General features: G+C 67.7%; 23 protein-coding genes and 1 pseudogene. 16 read left to right on the forward strand and 8 right to left on the reverse strand.

Annotated elements, in window-relative coordinates:
- The first annotated feature begins 4 nt into the window (after positions 1-4).
- The 7 genes from ACWETB_RS09020 to ACWETB_RS09050 are packed head-to-tail and all read left to right on the forward strand — an operon-like array spanning position 5 to position 6,620.
- Entirely contained in the window at positions 5-1,024 is a 1,020-nt protein-coding gene (locus ACWETB_RS09020) for an MlaD family protein (RefSeq protein ID WP_452210673.1), read from the forward strand.
- A complete protein-coding gene (locus ACWETB_RS09025; protein ID WP_452210675.1) occupies positions 1,012-2,067 on the forward strand; it encodes an MlaD family protein in 1,056 nt (351 codons plus the stop codon). Before ACWETB_RS09020 ends, ACWETB_RS09025 begins: the two co-directional genes overlap by 13 nt.
- Entirely contained in the window at positions 2,067-3,188 is a 1,122-nt protein-coding gene (locus ACWETB_RS09030) for an MlaD family protein (RefSeq protein WP_452210677.1), read from the forward strand. The genes ACWETB_RS09025 and ACWETB_RS09030 overlap by 1 nt, the downstream gene beginning before the upstream one ends.
- Positions 3,185-4,246 (forward strand): MlaD family protein, encoded by a 1,062-nt coding sequence (locus ACWETB_RS09035; protein WP_449741403.1) that lies wholly within the window; start codon positions 3,185-3,187, stop codon positions 4,244-4,246. The genes ACWETB_RS09030 and ACWETB_RS09035 overlap by 4 nt, the downstream gene beginning before the upstream one ends.
- Positions 4,243-5,214 carry an MlaD family protein gene (locus tag ACWETB_RS09040; RefSeq protein WP_452210679.1) on the forward strand — a complete coding sequence of 324 codons (972 nt, stop codon included), beginning with the start codon at positions 4,243-4,245 and terminating at the stop codon, positions 5,212-5,214. Before ACWETB_RS09035 ends, ACWETB_RS09040 begins: the two co-directional genes overlap by 4 nt.
- 15 nt (positions 5,215-5,229) lie before the next feature.
- Positions 5,230-6,132, forward strand: coding sequence for a serine/threonine protein kinase (locus tag ACWETB_RS09045; protein WP_452210681.1), 903 nt, complete (start codon positions 5,230-5,232; stop codon positions 6,130-6,132).
- Positions 6,129-6,620, forward strand: a complete 492-nt coding sequence (locus ACWETB_RS09050; RefSeq protein ID WP_449741400.1) for a hypothetical protein — start codon at positions 6,129-6,131, stop codon at positions 6,618-6,620. Before ACWETB_RS09045 ends, ACWETB_RS09050 begins: the two co-directional genes overlap by 4 nt.
- Positions 6,621-6,813: 193 nt before the next feature.
- On the opposite strand, the gene ACWETB_RS09055 is transcribed toward ACWETB_RS09050, so the two are convergent.
- The 4 genes from ACWETB_RS09055 to ACWETB_RS09070 all read right to left on the reverse strand — a co-directional run bounded on the left by ACWETB_RS09055 (position 6,814) and on the right by ACWETB_RS09070 (position 8,786).
- On the reverse strand, positions 6,814-7,167 hold the full coding sequence (locus ACWETB_RS09055; protein WP_449741399.1) for a hypothetical protein: 354 nt from the start codon (positions 7,165-7,167) through the stop codon (positions 6,814-6,816).
- A gap of 47 nt (positions 7,168-7,214) precedes the next feature.
- On the reverse strand, positions 7,215-7,559 hold the full coding sequence (locus ACWETB_RS09060) for a hypothetical protein (RefSeq protein ID WP_449741398.1): 345 nt from the start codon (positions 7,557-7,559) through the stop codon (positions 7,215-7,217).
- A 130-nt stretch (positions 7,560-7,689) separates the two neighbouring features.
- Positions 7,690-8,259, reverse strand: a complete 570-nt coding sequence (locus tag ACWETB_RS09065; protein ID WP_449741397.1) for an RNA polymerase sigma factor — start codon at positions 8,257-8,259, stop codon at positions 7,690-7,692.
- An 80-nt stretch (positions 8,260-8,339) separates the two neighbouring features.
- The gene (locus ACWETB_RS09070) at positions 8,340-8,786 is read right to left on the reverse strand and encodes a hypothetical protein (RefSeq protein WP_452210684.1); all 447 of its coding nucleotides are present in this window, start codon (positions 8,784-8,786) and stop codon (positions 8,340-8,342) included.
- A gap of 146 nt (positions 8,787-8,932) precedes the next feature.
- Here ACWETB_RS09070 and ACWETB_RS09075 point away from each other — a divergent pair, with 146 nt between their 5' ends.
- From ACWETB_RS09075 to ACWETB_RS09085, 3 genes are read left to right on the forward strand one after another with little or no spacing between them, the layout of a single operon-like run.
- Positions 8,933-10,324, forward strand: a complete 1,392-nt coding sequence (locus ACWETB_RS09075) for a dynamin family protein (RefSeq protein ID WP_449741395.1) — start codon at positions 8,933-8,935, stop codon at positions 10,322-10,324.
- Positions 10,321-12,213: a dynamin family protein gene (locus ACWETB_RS09080; protein WP_449741394.1), complete on the forward strand. Its 1,893-nt coding sequence runs from the start codon at positions 10,321-10,323 to the stop codon at positions 12,211-12,213. The genes ACWETB_RS09075 and ACWETB_RS09080 overlap by 4 nt, the downstream gene beginning before the upstream one ends.
- A gap of 2 nt (positions 12,214-12,215) precedes the next feature.
- Complete coding sequence (locus ACWETB_RS09085; protein WP_452210686.1) at positions 12,216-13,931, forward strand: Hsp70 family protein; 1,716 nt, start codon at positions 12,216-12,218, stop codon at positions 13,929-13,931.
- Between the two features lie 98 nt (positions 13,932-14,029).
- Here ACWETB_RS09085 and ACWETB_RS09090 read toward each other — a convergent pair whose 3' ends face one another.
- The 4 genes from ACWETB_RS09090 to ACWETB_RS09105 form a co-directional block, all read right to left on the reverse strand.
- Positions 14,030-14,404: a VOC family protein gene (locus ACWETB_RS09090; protein WP_449741392.1), complete on the reverse strand. Its 375-nt coding sequence runs from the start codon at positions 14,402-14,404 to the stop codon at positions 14,030-14,032.
- A 130-nt stretch (positions 14,405-14,534) separates the two neighbouring features.
- Positions 14,535-15,413 carry an RNA-binding domain-containing protein gene (locus ACWETB_RS09095; protein ID WP_452210689.1) on the reverse strand — a complete coding sequence of 293 codons (879 nt, stop codon included), beginning with the start codon at positions 15,411-15,413 and terminating at the stop codon, positions 14,535-14,537.
- A 5-nt stretch (positions 15,414-15,418) separates the two neighbouring features.
- Positions 15,419-16,138 carry a DUF5134 domain-containing protein gene (locus ACWETB_RS09100; protein WP_452210691.1) on the reverse strand — a complete coding sequence of 240 codons (720 nt, stop codon included), beginning with the start codon at positions 16,136-16,138 and terminating at the stop codon, positions 15,419-15,421.
- Positions 16,135-17,634 (reverse strand): PepSY-associated TM helix domain-containing protein, encoded by a 1,500-nt coding sequence (locus tag ACWETB_RS09105; RefSeq protein WP_452210825.1) that lies wholly within the window; start codon positions 17,632-17,634, stop codon positions 16,135-16,137. Before ACWETB_RS09105 ends, ACWETB_RS09100 begins: the two co-directional genes overlap by 4 nt.
- A gap of 153 nt (positions 17,635-17,787) precedes the next feature.
- Between ACWETB_RS09105 and ACWETB_RS09110 the strand changes: the two genes are divergently transcribed.
- The 6 genes and pseudogenes from ACWETB_RS09110 to ACWETB_RS09135 all read left to right on the forward strand — a co-directional run.
- Positions 17,788-19,470: a flavin monoamine oxidase family protein gene (locus ACWETB_RS09110; RefSeq protein WP_449741389.1), complete on the forward strand. Its 1,683-nt coding sequence runs from the start codon at positions 17,788-17,790 to the stop codon at positions 19,468-19,470.
- Positions 19,463-20,293, forward strand: coding sequence for a carbon-nitrogen hydrolase family protein (locus tag ACWETB_RS09115; protein WP_452210693.1), 831 nt, complete (start codon positions 19,463-19,465; stop codon positions 20,291-20,293). The genes ACWETB_RS09110 and ACWETB_RS09115 overlap by 8 nt, the downstream gene beginning before the upstream one ends.
- A gap of 171 nt (positions 20,294-20,464) precedes the next feature.
- The gene (locus ACWETB_RS09120; RefSeq protein WP_452210695.1) at positions 20,465-21,214 is read left to right on the forward strand and encodes a hypothetical protein; all 750 of its coding nucleotides are present in this window, start codon (positions 20,465-20,467) and stop codon (positions 21,212-21,214) included.
- Between the two features lie 40 nt (positions 21,215-21,254).
- On the forward strand, positions 21,255-22,433 hold the full coding sequence (locus ACWETB_RS09125; protein ID WP_449741386.1) for a DNA polymerase IV: 1,179 nt from the start codon (positions 21,255-21,257) through the stop codon (positions 22,431-22,433).
- A 50-nt stretch (positions 22,434-22,483) separates the two neighbouring features.
- Positions 22,484-22,876 carry a hypothetical protein gene (locus ACWETB_RS09130; RefSeq protein WP_348806745.1) on the forward strand — a complete coding sequence of 131 codons (393 nt, stop codon included), beginning with the start codon at positions 22,484-22,486 and terminating at the stop codon, positions 22,874-22,876.
- A 16-nt stretch (positions 22,877-22,892) separates the two neighbouring features.
- A pseudogene (locus ACWETB_RS09135) lies at positions 22,893-23,152 on the forward strand (hypothetical protein); the annotation flags it as partial.

Below are 23,152 nucleotides of genomic sequence, written 5' to 3' on the forward strand. Positions count from 1 at the left end.
CGTCATGCGTCTGCTTCTCGTCGCGGCCGTGGTGATCCTGGCGCTGTATGCCATTGTCGCCGCGATCAACCGGCCCGTCGGCGGCGACACCGACACCTACCGCGCCGAGTTCACCGACGTGTTCGGTCTGCACCTCAACGCCGACGTCCGGATTCGCGGTGTCGCGGTCGGAAAGGTCAACGACATCGAGCTGCAACCCGATGGTCTTGCGCTGGTGACGTTCTCGGTGCGCACGAGCAACCGGCTGACCGGGCACGACCAACTCGCCATCCGATTTCAGAATCTGGTCGGTCAGCGGTATCTCGCGATCACCGACGCCGCCACCATCTCCTCCGCCGGCAACTCCTTCGCCGGTACGTCCGACGCCCCGATCGACCCGGCCGCGGTGATCCCGGCGTCGAAGACCGTCGGGTCCTTCGATATCACCAAGCTGTTCAACGGTCTTCGGCCGATCCTCGTCGGCGCCGACCCGGCCGTGTTCAACACCTTCGCCACCAACCTGCTGCACCTGATCCAGGGTGAGGACGGCGTCGGGATCGGTGCGGTGCTCGGTGACATCGATCGACTGACCCAGTTCGCCACCGACAAACGCGCCATGATCACGGTCATCCTCAACAACCTCGGTGTGGTGTCCGACCAGTTGCAGGGCAAGTCGTCGATGATCACCACCCTGATGTCGAGCATGCGCATGCTGTTCGACACGCTCGAGAATCGTCTCGACCTGCTCAAGAAGGCCTTCGGAACGGGTTCGGAGGTGTTCCCGCCCATCGTCGAGTTGATGAAGAGCACTTTCGATCTCGGCCTCGGCGGGCACGATCACATCTCTGCCCGGCTGATGGAACTCATCCCCGACACCACGCGCCTCACCGAGGTGCTGTCGGTGGTGCCGACAATGCTCGCCACCATCAACGCGACGATGGGGCAGTCCGGGATCGACGCGAACTGTTCGCACGGCCGGATGGCGTTGCCCGCCATGGGGACCGTGCTGCTCGGCGGCGGGAAGGTGACGCTGTGTCGCGCGTGACCGGCGGCGCGTCCCTGCGCACCCGCATCGAGGACTTCGCGGTCCGTGACGAGATCGGACGCCGCGGTGAATTCGCCTGGGCCATCGGCCTGGTGGTCGTGGTGGTGATCCTGGTGGCCGTGACGTCGATGTTCTATCTTCGGCCACCCGGACGCGCGCAGTATCACGCGGTGATGGAGGAGAGCGGCGGAATCACCGGCGGCACCGAGGTGCGGGTCGCCGGGATACCGGTGGGTGACGTGACCGCGGTGACCCTGGGGGAGGGGGAAGGGGAGGGGGAGGGGGAGGTGGAGGTCACCCTCGACGTCGACTCGTCGGTATTCCTCGGCGACCAGACCTCGATGCAGGTCCGGATGCTCACCGTGGTCGGTGGCGCCTACGTCGCGCTGTTGCCGGCCGGCACGGCACCGTTGGGCGACAACGCCATTCCCAAGGATCGGATAGCCATCCCGTATTCGACCGGTGAGGTCCTCGACGCCGCCGCCTCCACCGCGAGCCGGATCGACGCGCTGACGATGCGCGACACCGCAGTCGCGGCCACCGACAGTCTCGATGCCGCACCCGGCTCGGTCCGCGGCATCCTGTCGAATGCCGCCGACATCACCGCACTTCTCGACGACCAACAACACCAACTCGAATCCATCGCCGATCTGAGTGGGGAGTACACCACAACGATTGCCGCACAGAGGGATACGATCGTCGAGATGATCAGCCGCATCCGCTCGGTGCTGCCGCTGATCATCGGCTACAAGGATCGCGGTATCCAGACCTACGACGCACTCGCCGAGATGGTCCTCTACGTCGGTGACATCTTCGGCGAGCCCTACGAGACCCGGATCGGTCCACCCCTGCATCAACTCGCTTCGACGGCAGGTCAGGTCAACGAGATGTCGACGAAGATGGGTGAGGCCATCCGGCAACTCCGCGAGATCGCCGACAGACTCTCCACCATCGTCACGCCCAACGGCGTGTCGTTGGACTTCGGAGACCAGGTGATAGACGACTCCGTCGTCTGCATCCCGATCGCCGGACGGACCTGCTGATGAGCGTCCGGGTGGTGCGTCCCCGTGGCCGCGTCGCGGCGCTGATCGCGGCGTTGCTGGTGGTCACGCTCATGGTCGGTGCGGTGGTCGTCTGGCTCCGGTTGTCCGACAACGACAAACGAGCACTGTGCGCACAACTGCCGGACTCGGCGGGCCTCTACGTCGGCAACGCGGTCAACATCCGGGGGGTGCGCGTCGGCACCGTGACCGGGATCGCGCCGCACAACGGGCAGGTCACCGTCGACATGTCCATCGACGACGACCGGCCGATCGCTGCCACGGCACGGATTGTCGCGGTGAACAATTCGGTGCTCGCCGACCGCCGGCTCGAACTCGTCGACGCGCAAGCCCGCGGCGGACCGACGATGAACAGCGGCGACTGCATACCGCGCAGCCGGTCCTACACACCGATCTCGGTGAGCGCGGCGTTCTCGTCCTTCACCACGATGTTCGACGAGATCGGCGGCAGTGGAACGAATTCCGCGGCCCCGGTGGGCGGACTGCTCACCGCGGTGGACCGCCAGTTCGACGGCACCGGCCCCGACATCAACGCCACGATCACCAATCTGTCCCGGCTGATGGCCGACCCGAAGGACTTCCTCGCCCAGATGCGCACCGTCTTCGACAACCTGGCCGTCCTCACCGACGTCGCCGACCAGAACTGGGATCCCATCCGTGAGATCGGGGTCAACGCAGCATCGTTGACCTTCTTCATGGCCCGGCTGTTCGAGGATTTCGTCTACATCTTCGACGGTTTGGGAGAGGCCGGACCCGGCCTCGACGACCTCCTCGGCAATGTCTTGCCCCCGGTGCTCGACACCGCCGACGTCGCCATGCCCTTCGTCACCGTGGCGATCGCCCACACCGATGACCTGACGGCCATCCTGGAGAAGACACCCGGTATCGCGACCAATCTCGCGACGACGATCAACCGGAAAGCCGCCGCGTTCCAGGTGTCCTACCGCGCACCGCGGGTCGCCGCGCGGACCCCCGACAGTGCCGCGTTGTGCGCCTTGGTCAATCGCGCCGATCCCGGCGGTTGCGACCCGTCGTCCGGGTCGGTCGCCGAGGTGAACCTCACCGAGGTCGTCGCCCGGTTGGTGCAGGGGGGTGCTCGATGATCGCGCGCCGTGGCCTCCAGATGCACGGTGCCCGGATACGCAGTGCCCTGACGATGGCGATGTGCGTGCTCGCCGTGGTCGCCGCGCTGGTGACGGCGATCATCGGTGCCGGCACCAACCCGGTCACGCTGCTGCCGCGGCTCACCGCGTCGTCGGGTGGTTCGACGCTCTACGTCGACTTCGCCTCCGTCGTCAACCTGCCGCTCGGCGCGCGGGTGCTGGCCCGCGGAACCCAGATCGGCACAGTGCAATCCATCGGTCTGGTGCCCGACGCCGCCCGCCTGAGCATAGATCTCGCTCAGCAGGCCAGGGTACCGGCCGGTTCCACCGCCGAACTGCGGCAGTCGACGCTGCTCGGCGACATCTATGTGGCGCTGATCCCGCCCGAGGGGACTTCTCCGTCGTCGTCGATGCTGCCCGACGGCGCGGTGATCGGCGTCGCTGACACCGACCCCGGACCGCAGGTCGAGGACATCATCGTCAACCTCGCCGACTTTATGTCCGGCGGATCGATTCTGCGCGTGCAGGATTCGATCCGGCAGATCAACGAGTCGGTGGACACCGGCGGCGACCTGGCCGGCGCATCCCGGGTCGGCGCGCAGGACATCACCGACCTGGCTGCGGGCACGCGCGATCTCGACGCGATGATCACCAGCCTGCAGAAGGCCTCGACCGAGATGGCGGCCAACCCCGATGCGCTGGGCTATTCCTTCGGCGACAAGGGCCAATTCGGGTTGCGCGCGGTGTTCAACTCGGTCAACGAAGGATTCAAACTCGTCGCCGGATCCAGTGCGCTGGCCGCCGGGCTGAGCTGGCTGGCCCCGCGACTGGCCCAACTCAATCCCTTCCTGGACAAGCTCGTTCCGCTGCTGCGGAGCCACTCGGCCCACTCGACGCAGTTCAACGGCAACATCGGCGCGCTGATCGACGTGACGCGCACCGACGTCATACCGTTCGTGAAGGACGGCGCGATCTCCGTGGACCAGGTCACCCTCGACGACGCCGACGTGACGCGCTCGGTGGCGTCGGTGCTGCGGATGATGGGGGCGTTGCGATGACCGGCACCGCGATGCTCGCCCGCAACATCGCCGCCATCGTGGGAACCGTAGCGGTGCTGGTGGCGTCGGCGGCGTACCTGTCGCTCGGTGTCCTCGACGTACGACCTCTCGACGACACGACGACGGTCACCATGACCGTCCCGACATCCAATGGCTTACACGCCGGTTCGGCGGTGCTGTTGCGCGGCGTCGACATCGGGGAGGTCACCTCGGTGAGCTATCAGGGATCGGCGGTGCAGGTCTCCGTGGCCTACGACGCCCGCTACGACATCCCGGTCGACAGCCGGTTCGACCTGTCCGCGCAGTCGATGCTCGGCGAATCGGGCATCGTCGTGACACCCCAGAGTGCCGGCAGTACAGCGGTTCTCGCCGACGGCGACCACGTCGAGGCCACCGCCGTCGAAGTGCCCGCATCGGTGCCCGAGCTTCTCGGGTCGGCGGAGAAGTTGCTCGATCAGGTCGATCCCGGTCTGGTCAATCGCCTCGTCGACACCCTCTCGGCCGCACTCGCCGGAACCGACGAGGCGGTGGACCGCCTCGCCCCGGCTGCCCAGTTGCTCGCGGCGACGATGATCTACTCGCAGCCGGCGCTGGTGACGGTCATCGGCAATGCGACGTCGATCCTGCAACGCGCCGACTGGGTGGGGCCGGCGCTGCGGGCGACGAGCCCCGAATTGCTGTACGCGGGCGAGAGCCTGCGGCGCGTAATCACCAGCGTCAAACCCTTCGCCGACTTCACCCGCGGCGGCGAACTCATCGGTGAGCGGTGGAAGCCGACGCTCAACCGGGCGGCGCCGCTGGTGGCCACGATCGCGCCTCCCATCGGCTCGCTGGCGCAGACCCTGCTGCCCGCGGCGCAGCGGTCGGGCAGCCCGCTGGCCAATCTCGACATCGCCGCCGTGCTCGACCGGGTCATGCAGATGCTGCCCGGCGACAGCGTGCGCCTGAACGTGACCATCCCGAACTGAGACGAGGAGCAGCCCATGTCCACCGACATCAGCGAGACCACTGAGACCACCGAGGCCCCTGACGCCATCGAGGCCCCTGACACCATCGAGGCGTCCCACACCATCGAGGCCACCGACACCACCGAGGCCACCGGGGAGGTGTCGACCGATTCCGGGTCCGCCACATCCGTTGCCGCACCGGCCAAGAAGAAGAAAAAGAAGAAGGCCAAGTCCGCCACCAAGGCCGCATCTGCGCCGCCGGCCGCGCCGCCGGCACCGTCGCTGCGCGCGCAACTCACCGAGAACCTGCATCCTCGACGGCATCCGGTGATCGTCGGACTCGTCGCGTTGAGTGTGGCCGCGTTGGTGGCGACGACCGTGCTCGGAATCCTGTTGAGTCAGCGATCCGATCAGCTCAGCGCAGCCGAGCAACTCGCCGCCGACAAGGCGGCAGCCGAACGCGTCGCCGGTGACTATGCCGTGGGTGCGGCGACGTTCGACTTCCGGGATCTCACTCCCTGGTCGACGGCGTTGAAGAAGGGCACCGCCCCCGAACTCACCTCGCGCTTCGACGTGGCGGTCAAGACTCTCACCCCGTTGATCCAGGAGGTGCAGTGGAATCAGACCGCCAGGCTCATCGCCGCGACGACGGTCGACGTCCGCGCGGATCGGCAGTTCGTGGTGCAGGTCTTCGTCTCGACGCACATGACGAGTACCCAGAATCCCGCCGGACTCAATACCGTCACCCCCTACACGGTGACCCTTGACCGTGACGACAACTGGCTGATCACCGATGTGGCCGGGATCGCCGACGCGGCGCAGGATGGTTCGACCGGAACCGGTACCCCCGACCTCGCGCCCGCCGATTCCGCCGCGCCCTCCCAGGCGCCGGCCACTCCCGGCGCCACCTCGATGACACCGGCTCCGCCGACGCCGTGAGCCGCGGCGAGGGCCGGTGGTCGGGTGTGCTGTTGCTGACCTCGGGGGTCGCGGCGATCGCAGTGTTGATGCCGTGGGCGCGGGCCCGGGGCGTGACGATTCCCGACACCTCCGACGTCGCCGGTGACGCGGTCAGCCATCCCGGCGCATTCGAGAGTGTCCGCGTGCTCGGGGCCACCACGGCGCCGGGAGCGACGATATTGGCCGCGATCTGCCTGGTGACGGTGGTGGCGCTGTGGCGGACCGCTCCGTCCTACCGGCCGAGCCGGGCGGGCCACCTCTGCATCGCCGCGTCGGCACTCGCAATGGCCGCTGCCCTGTGGTTCGTCCTCGACGCGGATCTGCGGACCGCGGCGCTCGGGAAGTCCATCGACCTGCAGTCAGACACGGTGACGCTCACTGCGTGGCCGTGGATTACGTTGGGATGCGCCGCGATCGGCTGCATCGCCGGTGTCCTGCTGGTACCGCGCCACACGCGCGTGGCATGAGGGGTCGCCACACGGGCGTCGTTTCGACGGAGCTCAACGCGGCGGCCGGCGCTCCGCCCGGCTCGACCGACGGATGGGGCGCTCGGCCAACGAACCCATGGGTGCTCGATCAGCGGCTTGGAAGCCGCCCCAACGGGATGGCCCCCGCACTCGTGAAGAGTGCAGGGGCCATGTGCCGGCGTGAGTCGGAGGCTCAGGCGTCGATGCCGCCGTCGTCGTCGCCGGACTCCTCGAGATCGACGACATTGCCGTCCTCGTCGACGGCGGTGTCGTAGTACCCGTCGCCGTCGGTGTCGAGGATGGAGGTCTCGAACTCGCCGTCGCCGTCGGTGTCGAGGGCTGCGGTGTCGGTGTAGCCGTCGCCGTCGGTGTCGACCTCGATCAGGTCGCCTACCCCGTCGCCGTCGGTGTCGGTAATGACGGTTTCGGTGTAGCCGTCACCGTCGAGGTCGGCCTCCACGGTGTCGATGACGCCGTCGCCGTCAGTGTCGGATGCGTAGCCGTCGGTGACGCCGTCGTCGTCGAGGTCCACGGGCTGTTCGGTCATGTCATGTCTCCTGGGGTGGTGGGTGGGTTGAAGGTGGATCGGTCAGGTCAGGCGTCGAAGCCGCCGTCGTCGGCCGCATCCTCGTCGAGCGGGACCGCGGTCTCCTCGTCGAACTCGCCGTCACCGTCGATGTCGACGATCGCGAGGTCGGTGATCCCGTCGTCGTCGGTGTCGATCTCGGCGTAGTCGTAGCTGCCGTCGGCGTCGGTGTCGTAGACGGCGGTATCGGTGGCGCCGTCGAAATCGGTGTCGGACTCGCCGTACTCAAAGACGCCGTCGCCGTCGGCGTCGACCGCGAGGGTGTCGTCGACGCCGTCGCCGTTGGTGTCGCCGACCTGAACGGTCTCGTTGATGCCGTCGCCGTCGATGTCGGTGTAGGAGGTGGTGGTCATGGTGGGGTTCCTTTCGGGAGGTCGTGTTGTGCTTCTGTCTGGTTGGAGCACGCACAGCCCCGAAATGTTCCAGCGGATGCCGATGTCATTCGTTCGATGGAGGACCACTGCACGTGGGAACCTTCAGGCATCACCTCAGATCTGCGAGGAGTTCGGACAGGATCGTTCTCGCGCGGGAGATCCGGCTTCGGACGGTCTGCAGCCCGATGCCCTGGGCCTCGGCGATTTCGGCGTAGGACAGGTCGCCGTAGACGCGTAGGACGAAGGTGGCGCGGTAGGCGTCGGGCAGTTGCGCGAGTGCCTCGGCGATGCGGTCGGCGACGACGATCTGCCCGGCGATATCGGTCGACGATTCCAGCTCGACGTCATCGATGTCTGAAGTGTTTGCGCGCCTGCGTATCTGAGCGAGCGCGGCGTTGGAGGCGATGCGGAACAGCCACGTCGAGAGGCGGGCGTCACCACGAAACCGGGGCAGCGCGCGCCATGCGGCGACGAGGGATTCCTGGAGGGCGTCCTCGGCATCGGTGGCATTGCCGGTGATTCGCAGGCAGATCGCCCACATGCGATCACGTTGCGCCGAGACGAGTTCGGCGAATGCCTGCTGATCGCCGCCCTGAGCTCGCGCGAGGAGGTCGGCCGTGTCGGTGTCGACGGCCGGGGACGAGGCGGACGTGGCCGTAGGGCCGCCGTGCGGGGGCACCCGCTCATCGTAGGGGATGGAACGAGGCTGGGGAATGGGATGAAAGTTGTTTGGCGAGCGAACTATTGCCGTCTCACGACTCAGAAGTCGGCGTCGCCGGAGTCGGAGTCGTCCTGATCCCAGGACGGGTCGTCGTCCGTGGGATCGGCAGGGGAGAGGTCGTCGTCCATCCAGCCGTCGTCCGGATCGGCGTCATCTGAATCGGCGTCATCTGAATCGGCGTCGTCCAAATCAGTGCCGTCCGGATCAGTGCCGGCCGCGTCGAGCTCATCCAGATCGACCCCGTCAGTGTCGACCCCGTCAGCGTCCACCCCGTCAGCGTCCACCCCGTCAGCGTCCACCCCGTCAGCGTCGACCCCGTCGGCGTCGTCCGCCGGGTCGTCACCGGCCGGCGCGGTCAGGTCGTCGTCGGCCTCGGCGTCGGGATCGAATGCGGTCGCCAGTGCGGACTCCCAGACGTCGTCGGGTGCGGTCAGGTCAGACGCGGGATCGTTGGCCGCCAGCCACGTCTCGATGTCGTCGGTCATCGCCGCACTCCGTCTCCGTCGGTCGTTTGATACGCGCACCCCTGCGATGCCCGTTTACCCTCTTTGAGTAGTACACGGGCCAGAATGTTCCCGTGGCCGACCAGATTCGACGGACCGACCTGACATCCGACGGGAGGCACCACGCGGTGGCAACGCGGACGACCCTACGCGACCGGCTCGGGCAACTACTCGACGATGTCGCCCGGATCGGTGAGCGTGAGGTGGCGCAGCGGTTACGCGCCGACCTCGACGCCCCGCTCACCGTCGCGGTGACGGGTCGGGTCAGTTCGGGGAAGTCGACGCTGCTCAATGCGCTCGTCGGTGATCGCGTGGCACCGACCGACCGGGCCGAATGCACCCGCGTGGCCACCCTGTACCGGGCTGGTGCGCCGCAGCGCGTCGAGGTGATCGGGATGGACGGGACCGTCACCGAGGTGCCCGGACCGGTGCGCGGCGACCTCGGGCGGCCGGCCCGCGACATCGACCATGCCGTCGCGTACACGCCGTCGCGGCTGTTGCGGGATTTCTTCCAGATCATCGACACCCCCGGCCTGTCGGGTTTCACCGACACCGCCGAGACCGCGACGCGGCGGGTGTTCAGCGGACGGTCGGGGTTGCCGCGCCCGGACGTCATCCTCTTCCTCCTCGACGACGCCGGCGGCCCCAAGACCGACGAGGTCGAGTTCCTCCGCAACTGTGGGGCGTCGGCACAGAACACCATCCTGGTGATCTCGCAGGCCGATCTGATCGCCGACGAGCGCCCGATGCTCAAGGCGCTCGAAATCGCCCGCCGCATCCAGCGCCGGTTCGCGGCCACCGCGGGTGCTGTGGTGCCGGTGTCGGGTCTGATGGCCGAGGCCGGTGTCTGCGGTGTCACCGAACGGGAGACGGCCGCGATCGCGGCGCGCGGGAACCTGGAGACGTGGGAACTGCTGTCGATCATCGATGGTGGTGCACCGGCGCCGCCGGGCATCGACGTCGAGTTGCTCGGCCGGCTCGAGGAACTCGTCGGGACCTATGCCATGGACGACGGCGCCGATATCGCCGCCGACGGCGCGCAGGCCTATTGCGAATGGCTGCAACGGGTTTCCGGGGTGGGGGATCTCCGGCAGGCGATCGGACGACGATTCGTCGCCGTCGGTGACGTGCTCAAGGCCCGAACCATGCTCGGCGAACTGCGAGACCTCGCCACCCGCAGTCCGCATCGCGCCGCCATCCTGGTGGCCATCGAGGACGCCGAGTCCGCGCCGGAATTGCACCGGCTCCGCGAGGTCGCCGCGCTGGAGGCCCTCGCGAGGTGGCACCCCGACAGCGAGGTGGTCGCCGACCTCGGGCACGCGGTGGCGGTGCGTGACGTGCGGGTGTTGCTCGGACTGCCACCCGGTGCGGCACCCACCGACATCGACGCGGCCGCCCGGTCCCGCGCGGTGGACTACCGCGGCCGGCGATCACTGGCCGGCTCCTCGGCCGAACGGGAGGCATTGTTGGTGCTGGAACAGACATTTCAGCTCGTCCGCCGCGGCCTGTGGACGGCATGATGAGTCAAGAAGCCGCGCCGCGCAAAACGCCACCGAGTGCCGCGACGGTACTACGGGTGGCCGTCGATGCCTTGCGCAAACACGGTGAGGATGCGATCGCCGACCGTGCGCTACGGGTGGCCGCGGCCGCGCCGCCGGAGGCGTCGGTGGTGATCGTCGGCGAGATCAGCCGGGGCAAGAGCTCATTGGTCAACACGCTGGTCGGCGCACCGGCCAACGCGCCGGTCGCGCCCGTGGACACGGAGATGGCGACGAGCATTTACGTGCGGTACGTGCCCGCCACCGACGACCTGCCCGTCGGGGCCGCCGACATCGAATTCCCCGGTGTGACACACCGAATCGATGTCGCCGCACTCGCCGATTGGGTCACCGTCGGCGGTGCCGATGAGGGCCGCACGGTGACGACGCAGGCGTCCTCTGGCGCCGACGGTGACATCGTGGCGGTCGGCGTACCCGCGGTGTCGGCGCGTGTCGGCATCGCCTCGACGGTGCTTCCCGACACCGTCATCGTCGACACCCCGGGCGTGGGATCGCTGATACCCGAACACGTCGAGGCGGTGATGAGTGCGAGCCGCGGCGCGGGTGTGCTGGTGATGGTCTGCGATGCGACGGCGCCGATGAGTGCCCCCGAACTCGAGTTCCTCGGCGCGGTGGGCGCGGAGATCTCGTCGGTGGTGATCGTGGTGACCAAAATCGATCTGGTGATGCGGCAGTGGCGCACCGTGCTCGCCGAGAATCGCACGCTGATCGCCAGGCACGCACCACGTTTCGCGCACGCGCCGATCATCGGGGTGTCTAATCGGGTGGCCGCGCAGGCCGCGTCGATCGCCGACCCCGAGACGGCCACGCGGGCGCGGGCCGCCTCCGGGGTCTCCGACCTCGTCGGCGCGCTCACCCCGTTGGTGCGTGCCACCTCGGATGCGCCGGAACGTAACGCGCTGCAGGTGGCTTTCGGCGGACTCGACACGGTACGCACCCGGCTGCTGCTGGAGATCGAGACGGTGAAGGCCGCTCCGGCGGTGCGTGTCGAGATCGAGGCCGAGCGGGAACGACTCGCCGGCCTCAAGGATCACAAACGGGAATGGCAGGCCCGCCTCCAGCAGGATATGGCGGCGTTGTCGGTGACCTCCGACGACATGTTGCGTGAGGAGTTCGACGGACTCTTCGATCAGTGGTCGCGTCGCATCGACAAGCTCAAGTTCTACGAGATACCGCGCGCCTCCAAGGAATTGGTGTCGCAGATGACCGTCGACCTGGAGGCGGTGGCCCATCGGGTCTCTGCTGCCTACGTCGTCGGCGTGGAACGGATCGCCGACGAGTTGTTCTCCGACAGTGAGATCCGCGTCTCGGTGCTCGACCGCCTCACCGAGGGGCAGGAGGATCTGCACCTGCGTGGTGAGAAGAAGGTGTCGCCGTGGAAGAACTTCCTCGATCCCATCCTGATCACCACCATGGCCTCCGGTGGACCGCTCGCGCTGATCCCCGGCGTGGGCTTCATCGCGCTGCCGGTGTGGGCCGGCATCGTGCTGGGATTCCGGGCCACCCGCACCGGCAAGGAGAATCACCGCAAATGGTTGACCAAGGCGGTCAACGACATGAAGGGTGACGTGCGGTCGCAGTTGAAGGCGTTCAACGCGCAGGCGATGGGCGATCTGCGGGTGGCCTATGATCTCCAACTCGAAAGTGCGCTCGCGGAATCGGCGAAGATCCTCAACGACGCGGCGGCCGAATCCAAGCGCTCGGCCGAGGATCGCAAGCAGGCCGTGACAGAGCTGCGGACCAAGGTCACCGCAATCGACACCATCCGCAAGAACATCGTGGCCGTGTTGAAACGTCCGGTCGGGCAACAGAAACCGGCCGGAGCGCCGGCGTCCGACGACGGGAGCTGACGGTGGCGGGCGCGGCATCGCAGGGTAGGCGACGATTGTGCATCGATTTCGGTACCAGTAACACCGCCGCCGCGTTCCGGGTCGACACCGCCGACCCCGTCGTCGTGCCGCTGTCGGCGGATGTGGTGACGATGCCGTCGGCGGTCGGCGCCGACGGCGACAACATCGTGGTGGGTTCCGCCGCCCGCGCGATACGACTGCACCGTCCCGACGCCTACGAGGAATCCCCGAAATCCCGCCTGGTGGAAGGCGAGATCGAACTCGGTGACCGTTTCTGGCCGGTCGAGGAGATCATCGGCGTCGTCCTCGATCACGTACACCGGACCGCGCTGCGGTATTCGGGTTTCGGCTCCTTCGACACCGTCATCCTGACCCACCCGGACAATTGGAGTGAACGTCGTCAGGCGATCCTGCGCAGCGCCGCGCAACGGGGCGGAATCCGGCCGGAGCAGATCCGTACGGTATCCGAATCATTGGCCGCTGCATGGTATTACGTCCATCAGGGACATGACGTGGCGGCCAACGAGCGGATGTGTGTCTTCGACTTCGGGGCGGGGACCTGTGACGTCGCCGTGCTCGCGCACGACAGTGGCGGGTTCACCGTCATCGGGTCCGGCGGCGACAACACCCTCGGCGGGAATGACCTCGACGCCCGGCTGCGTCGCTGGGTGCTCGAGGAGGCCGGTCGCCTCGACCCGGAGCTGCCTGCGCTGCTGCAGGAACAGGCCGCGGCACTTGCCCTCGGTGATCACGTGCGGATCGCGAAGGAGAACCTGTCGGAGGATTCGCGGACCTCGATCGAACTACCCGGCGGACGACGACCGATCCTGTTGACCCGCAGGGAATTCGAGGAGATGATCGCGCCCTACGTGCAACGTGCGGTGGATTTGACCCGGCAGGCGATCGATGGCGCCGACGCGGTGTCGGGCCGGGCCAGCCTGCCGGTGGTGTACCTGACCGGGGGCACCAGCAACATCCCCAGCGTGGCGGCCGCATTGTCCGGGGTCGGTCGGATCGGCCGAATCGGTGATCCGAAAACCGTTGTTGCCCAAGGTGGGCTGCTGCGCTCGACGAACATCGACGTTCCGGTCGGCACCGCCGCAGTTCCCGCCGAGGTGAATCCGTTCGCCGCGACCGGGGTGCGGATCATGATGCCGGCGCTGGTGCCCGGAACCGTCGTGGCCGGCGTGCTCGCTCGAGAAGGTCAACGGGTGCGGACCGGCGAGCCGATCGCCCGGGTGCAGGCCGCGGCAACGTCGCTGCTGATCACCGCCCCCGCCGACGGCGTGCTGTCCGGTGTCGAGCTGGTGGTGGGTGCGACGGTGACGCCCGGCGCCGTGTTCGGTGCGATCGGCCCGACGGTCGTCGCCCGCGACCGGTGGGCCGGGCTGCACCGGGTGCCCGCCGGCGTCGTCGCCGAGAACCCCGCGGCCAGGGCCCAGCCGCCACCACCGCCACCGGCCCAGCCGCCACCACCGCCGCCACGACCCGGGCCGGCCCCGAAGTCCACGCTCCCGTTTGGTGAACCGCGGACCTCTCTCGACCGATCGGGCAACCAGATCACGGAGTGGGCCGACGGTCTGACCGTCGTACGGATGCCCGACGGCCGGGTGAAGGTGGGTCGCCACGGAGCGCAATTACGTGGCGGCCCACAGGGTGTCGAGGTGGCGCAATCCGTGGACCACATCGTCGTGGCGTTCGACGATCCGGAGAGGTAGCTACACGCGCAACTCCCACATGCACGGAATGCATCGCGTGCATGTGGGAGCCGAGCAGGTGAAATGGGTGCGGGGAGGTGCTCACCGGGTCGGTGGACTCACTTCCCATACCGATACGGCAGGTACTGCACGTTCCAGTGATTGCCGTCCGGGTCGTCGAAGTAGACGAAGTGCCCCCACGACTGCACATCGACCTCGGAGACGTCGACGCCGCTGTCGAGCAAGGACTGCCGGGCCGCCTCGATGTCGGACACGCACAGCATGAGGGTTCCGGCATTGGGCGGCTGACCCTCGATCAGTCCGGTGCCGAACGCGATCGAACATCCCGACCCGGGCGGGGTCATCTGCACGAAGCGGATGTCCTCGGACGGCGACTGATCGTGGTCGGGGTGAAAGCCGATGCGTGTGTAGAAGTCCTTCGCGCGGTCGACGTCGGTGACGGGCAGAAACGCGACTTCCAGGGTCCAGTCCATGAGCACGTGCCTTTCGGATCGAGGGATCGGATGCGTTGTGCAACGATGGAGTCAGCATCGCCCGGATTACGGACGATTGCAGTCCGCAATCCCCATCGCAGACCAGACGGAGTCCGACGGACTCCGGACCTCACCCACCCGCCGAGAACCGCACCGCCGAGCGTGCCTGGGCGGCGAGGGCAGCGCCGGCACCCAACGGCCAGCGGTGCATGACGTAGTCGGCGGCCTGGTCGACGCCGAGGTGGCGCGACGAGTTGCCGGTGCGGACCCAGAACTCCGGTGGGGCGTTCTTGCCGGGGCGTAGATACACCGGCCGCGGCGACGGGTGGCTCACCACCCGGCAGACCGGTTGTGTCCCAGAGGAATCGGGGACCGCCACGTCCTCGATCGACACGTCGACGGCGGCGGCCGCATTCTGTCCGAGCGCGGTGGTCAGTAGATCACGCAGCCACAACTCGAAGCGGTCGGCGTCGGGCACCCTCAGGGTGGCGTAGTCGGCGTCGAGACCCAGCGGCGTGCCCTCGTCGTCGACGCCGATCAGCAACGTCCCGCCGTCGGCGTTGAGGAACGCCGACACGGTCTTGACGATCACCTGCTCCATCCGAGGATCCTTCTCACCGGTGCGCGTGTTGATCCGGGCCGTCGACTTGAACTCCACCTGCGCGGATTCGCCCGCGGCGATCAGCTCGGCCACGCCCGCTCGTCGGGGGCGTTGCAGATGCGCGGCGACCGCCCCGTAGGCGGCGATCACCGCGATCGAACCGAGCAGGGCGGACCCGATCGCGATCGGCTGCCACAGGTGCGTGTCCGGCGTGATCGCGCCGGCGATGAACAGTCCCACCGCCGAGCCCAGAATCGCCAGCACGACCGCGGTTGTGCCATTCAACGTGGCACGGCGCCGCAGCACCCAGCGCGCGATCGCACCGAACACCCAGGCCACGATCAGCACGGCCACCAGCGAAATCGCCGTCACCCACAGCGGTGCCACCGACTCATACACACGTCCCATGCGTCCTAGACAACCATGAGGAAGAACATGATCGACATGCCGGTCGCCATGAACACCTGACACAGATCGCCGGCGAAGGACAACACGTCGTCGGGCGCACCGGCACGTCGGCGACGATCGAAGTACAGGTACAGCCAGAGCGCCGCGGCGACCGCGAACCCGAGCGCCAGAACCCAGTTCACCGGCGCCACATATCCCGGCTGCGGTGCCATGTGAGTCATGTCCATCCCGCCCATGTCGCCACCGCCGTGACTGTGCGCGAGCACCACCGGGTGGCCGGAACCCACACCACCCGGGCCCAACGCCAACGCCATCGGTTGCGCTGCAGGGGTTCCCGGCAGCAGGCTGCCGTTCATCACCGCATACATCCAGGCCATCGCCCCCATCATGGCCGCGTGGTACACCGCCGCCATCCGCCCGGTGGTGGTGGATGTCGATGGGACGCAACCACAGTCGACGGCCGGGCGTGACGAGTTCGGCACCGCCAGGCTGGCCAGGAACCACACCGCCGCGGCGACGAAGAACCACAGCGGGCCGACCGTCGGCCAGTCCGCGGAGAACGGCCAGGCCATCAACAACATCGCGACCGACATGATCAGATGCAGCGCATGCCCCACATAGGCCTGCCAGGGCATCGATTTCACAACCATCAGGTACAGGCACTGCGCCGCGGCCAGTCCGAACAGGATTGTGACGACCCACCGCAGCAACTCGTCGGCGATCATCGCGCGCTCACCCGGGACTCACCCGACTGCGCGGACTCCCGCCGCTTCGACACGATTCCCCACACCGCGTCGACGATGACGAACAGCGCCAACGGGATTCCGAACCAGGGGAGGAACCAGCCGAGGACGGCGACGACGACGATCAGGGCCAGCGCCTCGGCCGGCAGCAGGGAACTCAACGAACCCCGCCCGGGCGCCTTGGGGAGCCCGCCCTTCGTCGGGCGGCGACGCCACCACATCAGGTAGCCGCGGCAGATGACGGTGATCAGCCCGACGCCGAGCAGGATCAGCACGACCTGGTTGATCAGGCCGAACAGGCCCATGTGGGCACTGATCGCCCACGTCGTCATCTTCGCCATGAACGGCCAGTCCGCGAAGTCGACCCGGTCGGTCACCGCATAGGTGTGCGGATCGACGGCGATCGAGTCGTAGTGACTCGGAAATCCGCGCGCATTCTCCGACACCGACCACGCCGCACCCGCGGCCGCCGGCACCGAGATGACCATCGGGCCGACCAGACCGGCCTGCTGTGCGGTCTCGTAGACCTGGGTGAACGCCGCCGGATCGACCTCGGCCGGTGCCGTTTCGGCACCCGCGCCGTGATGCGCGGACGTATCGTCGGACGGTTCGGTGGATGCTTCGGTGGATGCTTCGGTGGATACGCCGGGCGTCGTCCACGACAACTCGGTGCGCAGTTCGCCGATGTTCTCACCGGCATAACGTGACCAGCTCAAGCCCGACGCCGACAGCCCGATCAGGCCGATGATGATCCAGACACCCACCGCGCCGTGCCAACTCAGGGTGCGTTGACGTCTGGGTGTGTGACGATCGGGCACCAGCAGTCGCTTGAGTTTGTGTGTGCGGCGCCGGTATCCGATCCACAGCACCAGACCGCCGAGCGCCACGACCCACAACCAGCTCGCACCGATCTCGCTGTAATTGCGGCCCACCTCACCCAGGTGCAGAGTGCGGTGCAGGTCATCGAACCAGGCGCGCACCGGCAACCACTCGCCGAAGCTGGTCAGCTCACCGCGCACCTCGCCGGTGTGGGGATCGACGAAGACGGTGCGGTTGTGATCGGCCGGGACGTCGTCGACGGCCAGCACCACGCGGGTGGTCTCGCCGGCCGCTGGTGCCGGAGTCACCGAGACGATCGAACCCTCCGGGTGGGCCGCGCGGGCCGCGGCCACCTGCTCACCGAGGGGGATCGGCGTGCCACCGGGATCGTCGACGGTCAGCTCGTGGCTGTAGATCGCACGATCGAGCTGCGGGATGAGCGCGTACAACGTGCCGGTGATGGTGGCGACCAGCAGGAACGGGCCGATCAGGATGCCGGCGTAGAAGTGCCAGCGCAGCAGCAGCGGACGCCAACGGTCGGCGGCGCCGCGCGCACGACGCGGCCGGGATGAGGGCTCCGGGCACGGCGATGACGCAGAGGAGCGCGACGACGCGAACGCCGGCGCGGCCCCCTCATCCAGGGGTGGGGTGGTGACCAACTCGAATCCTGCCTTCACACGAGGGGCTGATGAGTCCCGTGGCTGACGAGTCTCGCGTCAGAGGTCGGCGGTACGCGCCGGAAAGTTCCCGGCATCGCCATGACGCGCGTCACTTCCCCTCCTCTGGCGGCCGGAGGACCTACCCTACGAGGGATGCAGCCGACCACCGAAGTGCCGACCACCGAGCCCCCGATCACCATCTTCGGTCCGGACTTCCCGTTTCCCTATGACGACTGGGTCGGCCACCCGGCCGGGATCGGCACGGTGCCGCCGGAGGCGCTCGGCAGTGAGGTTGCGGTGATCGGCGCGGGGATGGCGGGCATGGTCGCCGCCTACGAGCTGATGAAGATCGGTCTGAAGCCGGTGGTGTACGAACCCGACCGGATCGGCGGCCGACTGCGCTCCGAGCCGTTCGTCCCCGGCGAACCGGAGGTCGCCGAACTCGGTGGCATGCGGTTCCCGATCTCCTCGAGAGCCTTCTTCCACTACGTCGACACCTTCGGACTGCGCATCCGCCCGTTCCCCAATCCCCTGACCGAGGCGGCGGGCAGCACCGTCATCGACATCGGCGGGGAGACGCTGTACGCCCGCACCCTCGACGATCTGCCGCCGATCTACCAGGAGATCTCCGACGCCTGGGACGCCGCACTGGAACGCATCGCCGGCTTCTCCGGCCTGCAACGCGCCATTGCCGAACGGGACACCGCCGAGCTGAAACGACGCTGGAATGCCCTCGTCGCCGAATGGGACGACCGCAGCTTCTACGACTTCCTCGCCACCTCGACGGAGTTCGGATTGCTGAGCTTTCGGCATCGCGAACTCTTTGGTCAGGTCGGATTCGGTACCGGCGGTTGGGATTCGGACTTCGCCAACTCGATGCTCGAGATCCTGCGGGTGGTGCTCACCAACTGCGACACCGACCAGTACCTCATCGTCGGTGGGGTCGAACAGGTTCCGCGTCGACTGTGGTCACATGCACCGCACCGGATCGCGCACTGGCCGGTCGGCACGTCGCTGTCGTCGCTGCACCGCGGGGTGCCCAAACCCGGGGTGCGCGCACTGCGGCGCCTCGGCCCCGACCGCATCGAGGTCACCGACCGGTGGGGCGAGCGACGCGAGTTCTCCGCGGTGGTCGCCACCTGCCAGGCGTGGCTGCTGTCCACCGAGATCGATTGCGACGAGTCGTTGTTCAGTCAGGATCTGTGGATGGCGCTGGATCGCACCCGGTACATGCAGTCATCGAAGACCTTCGTCCTCGTCGACCGTCCCTTCTGGTCAGACCGCGACCCCGACACCGGCCGCGACGTGCTGTCGATGACGTTGACCGACCGCCTGACCCGCGGCACCTATCTGTTCGACAACGGACCCGACCGGCCCGGGGTGATCTGCCTGTCGTACTCGTGGATGAGTGATTCGCTCAAGATGCTGCCGCATTCGGTGGAACGCCGTGTCTCCCTGGCGCTCTCGGCGCTACGGAAGATCTACCCGGACGTCGACATCGCCGAGCACATCGTCGGACGGCCGATCACCGTGTCGTGGGAGGACGACCCGAACTTCCTCGGCGCCTTCAAGGGTGCGCTGCCGGGCCACTATCGGTACAACACCCGCATGTACGGGCATTTCCACGATCAGCATCTGCTACCCGACGCCGAGCGCGGCATCTTCATCGCCGGCGACGACGTCTCCTTCACCCCGGCGTGGGTGGAGGGTGCGGTGCAGACCGGACTCAACGCGGTGTGGGGTGTGCTGACGCACTTCGGTGGTCGCTGCGCACCCGAGAATCCCGGTCCCGGCGACGTGTACGCCGACCTCGGACCGATCGACATCGGTGAGTGACGCGACGATGAACGGGACGACACCGGCGGATGTTCTGCGCGTCGCACTCTGGCAGGCCACGCCGCTACCCCCGGACACCCCGGATATCGTGGAACGCAATCTGGAGCGTTTGAGACGGGCGGCCGCGACGTGCGCCGGGCGAGCCGACCTGCTGATCACACCCGAGATGTTCGTGTGCGGGTACAACATCGGCGCGCGGGCCGCGGGGGAGCGGGCCGACGCTCCCGACGGGCCGATCGCGGCGGCGGTGTCGCAGATCTGCGCGGCCAGCGGGCTCGCCGTGCTCTACGGGTGCGCCGAGCTGTTGGCCGGCGAGGTGTACAACGCGATCCGGCTCGTCGATTCCGACGGTCGGCTGCTGGCCACCCACCACAAGACCCACCTGTTCGGTGACCTCGACACCGAGATGTTCGCGCCCGGAACGGTTCCCGCCCCGGTGGCCGGGCTCGGCCGCTGGCGACTGGGCCTGGGGATCTGTTATGAGGTGGAGTTCCCCGAGGTGGTGCGTTCGCTGGCGCTGCGCGGCGCCGACATCGTCTGCGTCCCGACCGCCAACATGCCGGAGTACGACGATGTGCAACGCATCCTGTTGCCGGCCCGCGCCTTGGAGAACCAGGTGTATGTGGGTTACGCCAATCTCATTGGCAGTGAAGGAGATCTGGCCTACGGGGGTCTCAGCGAATGGATCGGTCCCAGCGGGGCGGTCGAGGCCCTCGGCGAACCCGGCGAACACCTGGTGTTCGGTACCGCCGACCGCGACGAACTCACCCGGTCGCGGGCGGGCTGGACCTACCTCGCCGACCGTCGGCCCGAACTCTACTGACCGCTTTGCTGTTCTGAACGGTGCACTGCCACTACACCATTCGGGATACGTCCGTTGCCAAAAGGCGTGTGCGCCCCGTCTGGACATAACGGGCGCTGTGGTCTAACTTACATCCGGGAACGTGCACGTCGGGGCGCAGAAGAAATGCACGCAGGGTGGGACGTGGACGGGATGACCGACGTGGATTTCGAGGCGGATCTGCAGGGTTTCGAGGATGCGCAGTCGCGTGCGCGACTCGGATTCCTCGGCGCGGCCGCGATCCTCGAGGCGCTCGACATCGAGTCGCTACTGTTCCTGCCCTCGCTGCGAATGATGTTGTCGCCCAATGCCATCTGGGGTGACGGTGCCGGATCTGATGCGGCGCTGGCTCACCAGATCCGCTCCTCCATCAATCGGCACACCCGCGCCGCGGACGTGCTCGGTGTGATGCTGCGGGACGCCATGCTCACCCGACGCGACGCCGAGTCGGCCCTGCGCACGGCGTCCGGTGCACTGCCGGTCCGCGCGCAGCGGACACTGGTCGACGACGCCGTCGCCCTGTCCGATCCCCGCCGGGCCGATCTGCTCCGGCTGGCCTTCCTGCTGGTGGCCACCCATGCACTCAGCGATCCCACCGACTGTGCGACGGCGTCGCGGTCACTGAACCTGGTCCCGCCACCCCTGCATCGAGATCGTTCGATGATGAATTCTGTTCTTTCTCAGATCGTTCCGATGTTGTCGGCATCCGACGTCGAGGGATTGGGGTGGGCCGTCGGTCATGCCGCGTCGATCTTCGCGGTGCCCGATGAACACCGGCTGCCGACCGCCGGTGCCGTCGAATTGGTGCACGGCACTTCGGATCTCACGCTCGTCCGACTCAACCCGCATTCGCTGCACCTGGCCTGCAAGCTGTCCGGACTGCCGACGCCGGAACCGGCCTGAGCGGCCGCGGGTACTGAGCTGCCCGGGTAGGCTGGCTCGGGTGAGCGCGTCGACCCCGCGCCGCCACCGGTGGCTGCTGCACATCGACCTCGACCAGTTCCAGGTCGCCGTCGAGCGACTCCGCAGTCCCGAGCTGGTGGGCGCGGCGGTGATCGTCGGCGGCAATGGTGACCCCACCGAGGCGCGCAAGGTGGTGACCTGCGCGTCCTACGAGGCCCGTGCGGCAGGGGTGCGAGCGGGGATGCCCCTGCGCAGTGCACACCGCAAGATGCCCGACGCGGTGTACCTGCCGCTGGACATGTCCGCTTACGACGCCGCCTCCGCACAGGTGATGACGACGTTGCGGCAGATGGGTCATCCGCTGGAGGTGTGGGGATGGGACGAGGCGTACGCCGGAATCGGCGACGTATCCGGCGGTGACAGTGACCTCGGCCGTGACGAACTCGGTGACGACGAGATCCTCGCCCTGGCCTCGGGCATCCGTGAACGGGTGGCCGCCGAGTGCGGGCTGGCCTGCCGAATCGGTATCAGCGACAACAAACAACGCGCGAAGATGGCCACCGGCTTCGCCAAACGGGGAATCCGCGACGCCGGGCTCGATCGGGCGATGCCGCCGGGGGTGTTTCTGCTCGACAAACGGAACTGGTTGCCGCTCATGGGTTCTGCGCCGACCGGAGACCTGTGGAGTGTGGGACCGCGCACCGCGGACAAACTGGCCGCGATGGGCGTGGCCACCGTCGAGCAACTCATCGCCACCGACAAGGACGACCTCATCGCCAGATTCGGCCCACACCAGGGCAACTGGCTCTACGTCCTGTGCCGCGGCGGTGGGGATGCGACGATCACCGTCGAACCCTTCGAGGCCAAGTCGCACTCCAAGTCACACACCTTTGCCACCGACCTGACCGAACCGGCCGAGATCGCCGCGGCCGCCACCGACCTCACCGACGAACTGCTCGGCGAGATCGTCGCCGAAGGCCGCACACCCTTCCGGGTGGCGGTCACCGTGCGGACCGCCACCTTCTACACCCGCACCAAATCCCGGAAGCTGGCCGCACCGACCACCGACCGCGACACGATCGTCGCCGCCGTGCTCGAGGTGCTCGCGAAATTCGAGCAGGGCCGGCCGGTGCGTCTACTCGGGGTGCGGCTGGACCTCGTCGAGGTCGACACCGACACCGACACCGACACCGACGAAGACGACGAGCGCGACGAATGAGTCCGAACGGACGACATCGCGTCGATGGTTGCCATTGCTAATTTGGCACGATGGCCACACCTCCGTCACCAACCCATGGGCGCAACCAAGCGGCCGATGTCGTCAATCGGATACCGCTGCTGCCCACCGTCGCCGCAGTACTCGTGGTGTTCGGCCTGCTGTTCGGCGCTCTCGGCAGTTGCGGCGGTGCCACCTCGGCGTTCAACAGCTACTCCACCACGAACAGCGAACTGTGCTCGGCGTATCGGGTCGCGGTCAACGCCTTCGAGGACGACTCGGAATACGACGTCACCGACGAACTCGATGCCCTGATCAGTGCGGCCAAGGACTACGACGACAGCGGCGTCCGCGCCGACGCCGACGACCTCGACTCCAACACCGGCTACCTGGTGAGTGAGTCCAGTTTCCGTAGCGATACCCGCAACATCGCGGCCGAGTGCTGAGCAGGCAGGTAGAACGATGACCACACCTCCGTACGGCGGCGGACCGAACCCGCAGCAGCCCAACCCGTATCAGTCCTCACCCGGCTGGGGTCAACCCCCGACCGGGCAGTCGCCCAGCGTGCCACCCACCGGGCCGTATCCTTCCCAGCCGCCGGCCACCGGGCCGTATCCGGCACAACAGCCGCCGGCCACCGGGCCGTATCCGGCACAACAGCCGCCGGCCACCGGGCCGTATCCGGCACAACAGCCGCCGGCCACCGGGCCGTATCCGGCACA

Source organism: Gordonia sp. NPDC003950 (genome assembly GCF_053605205.1).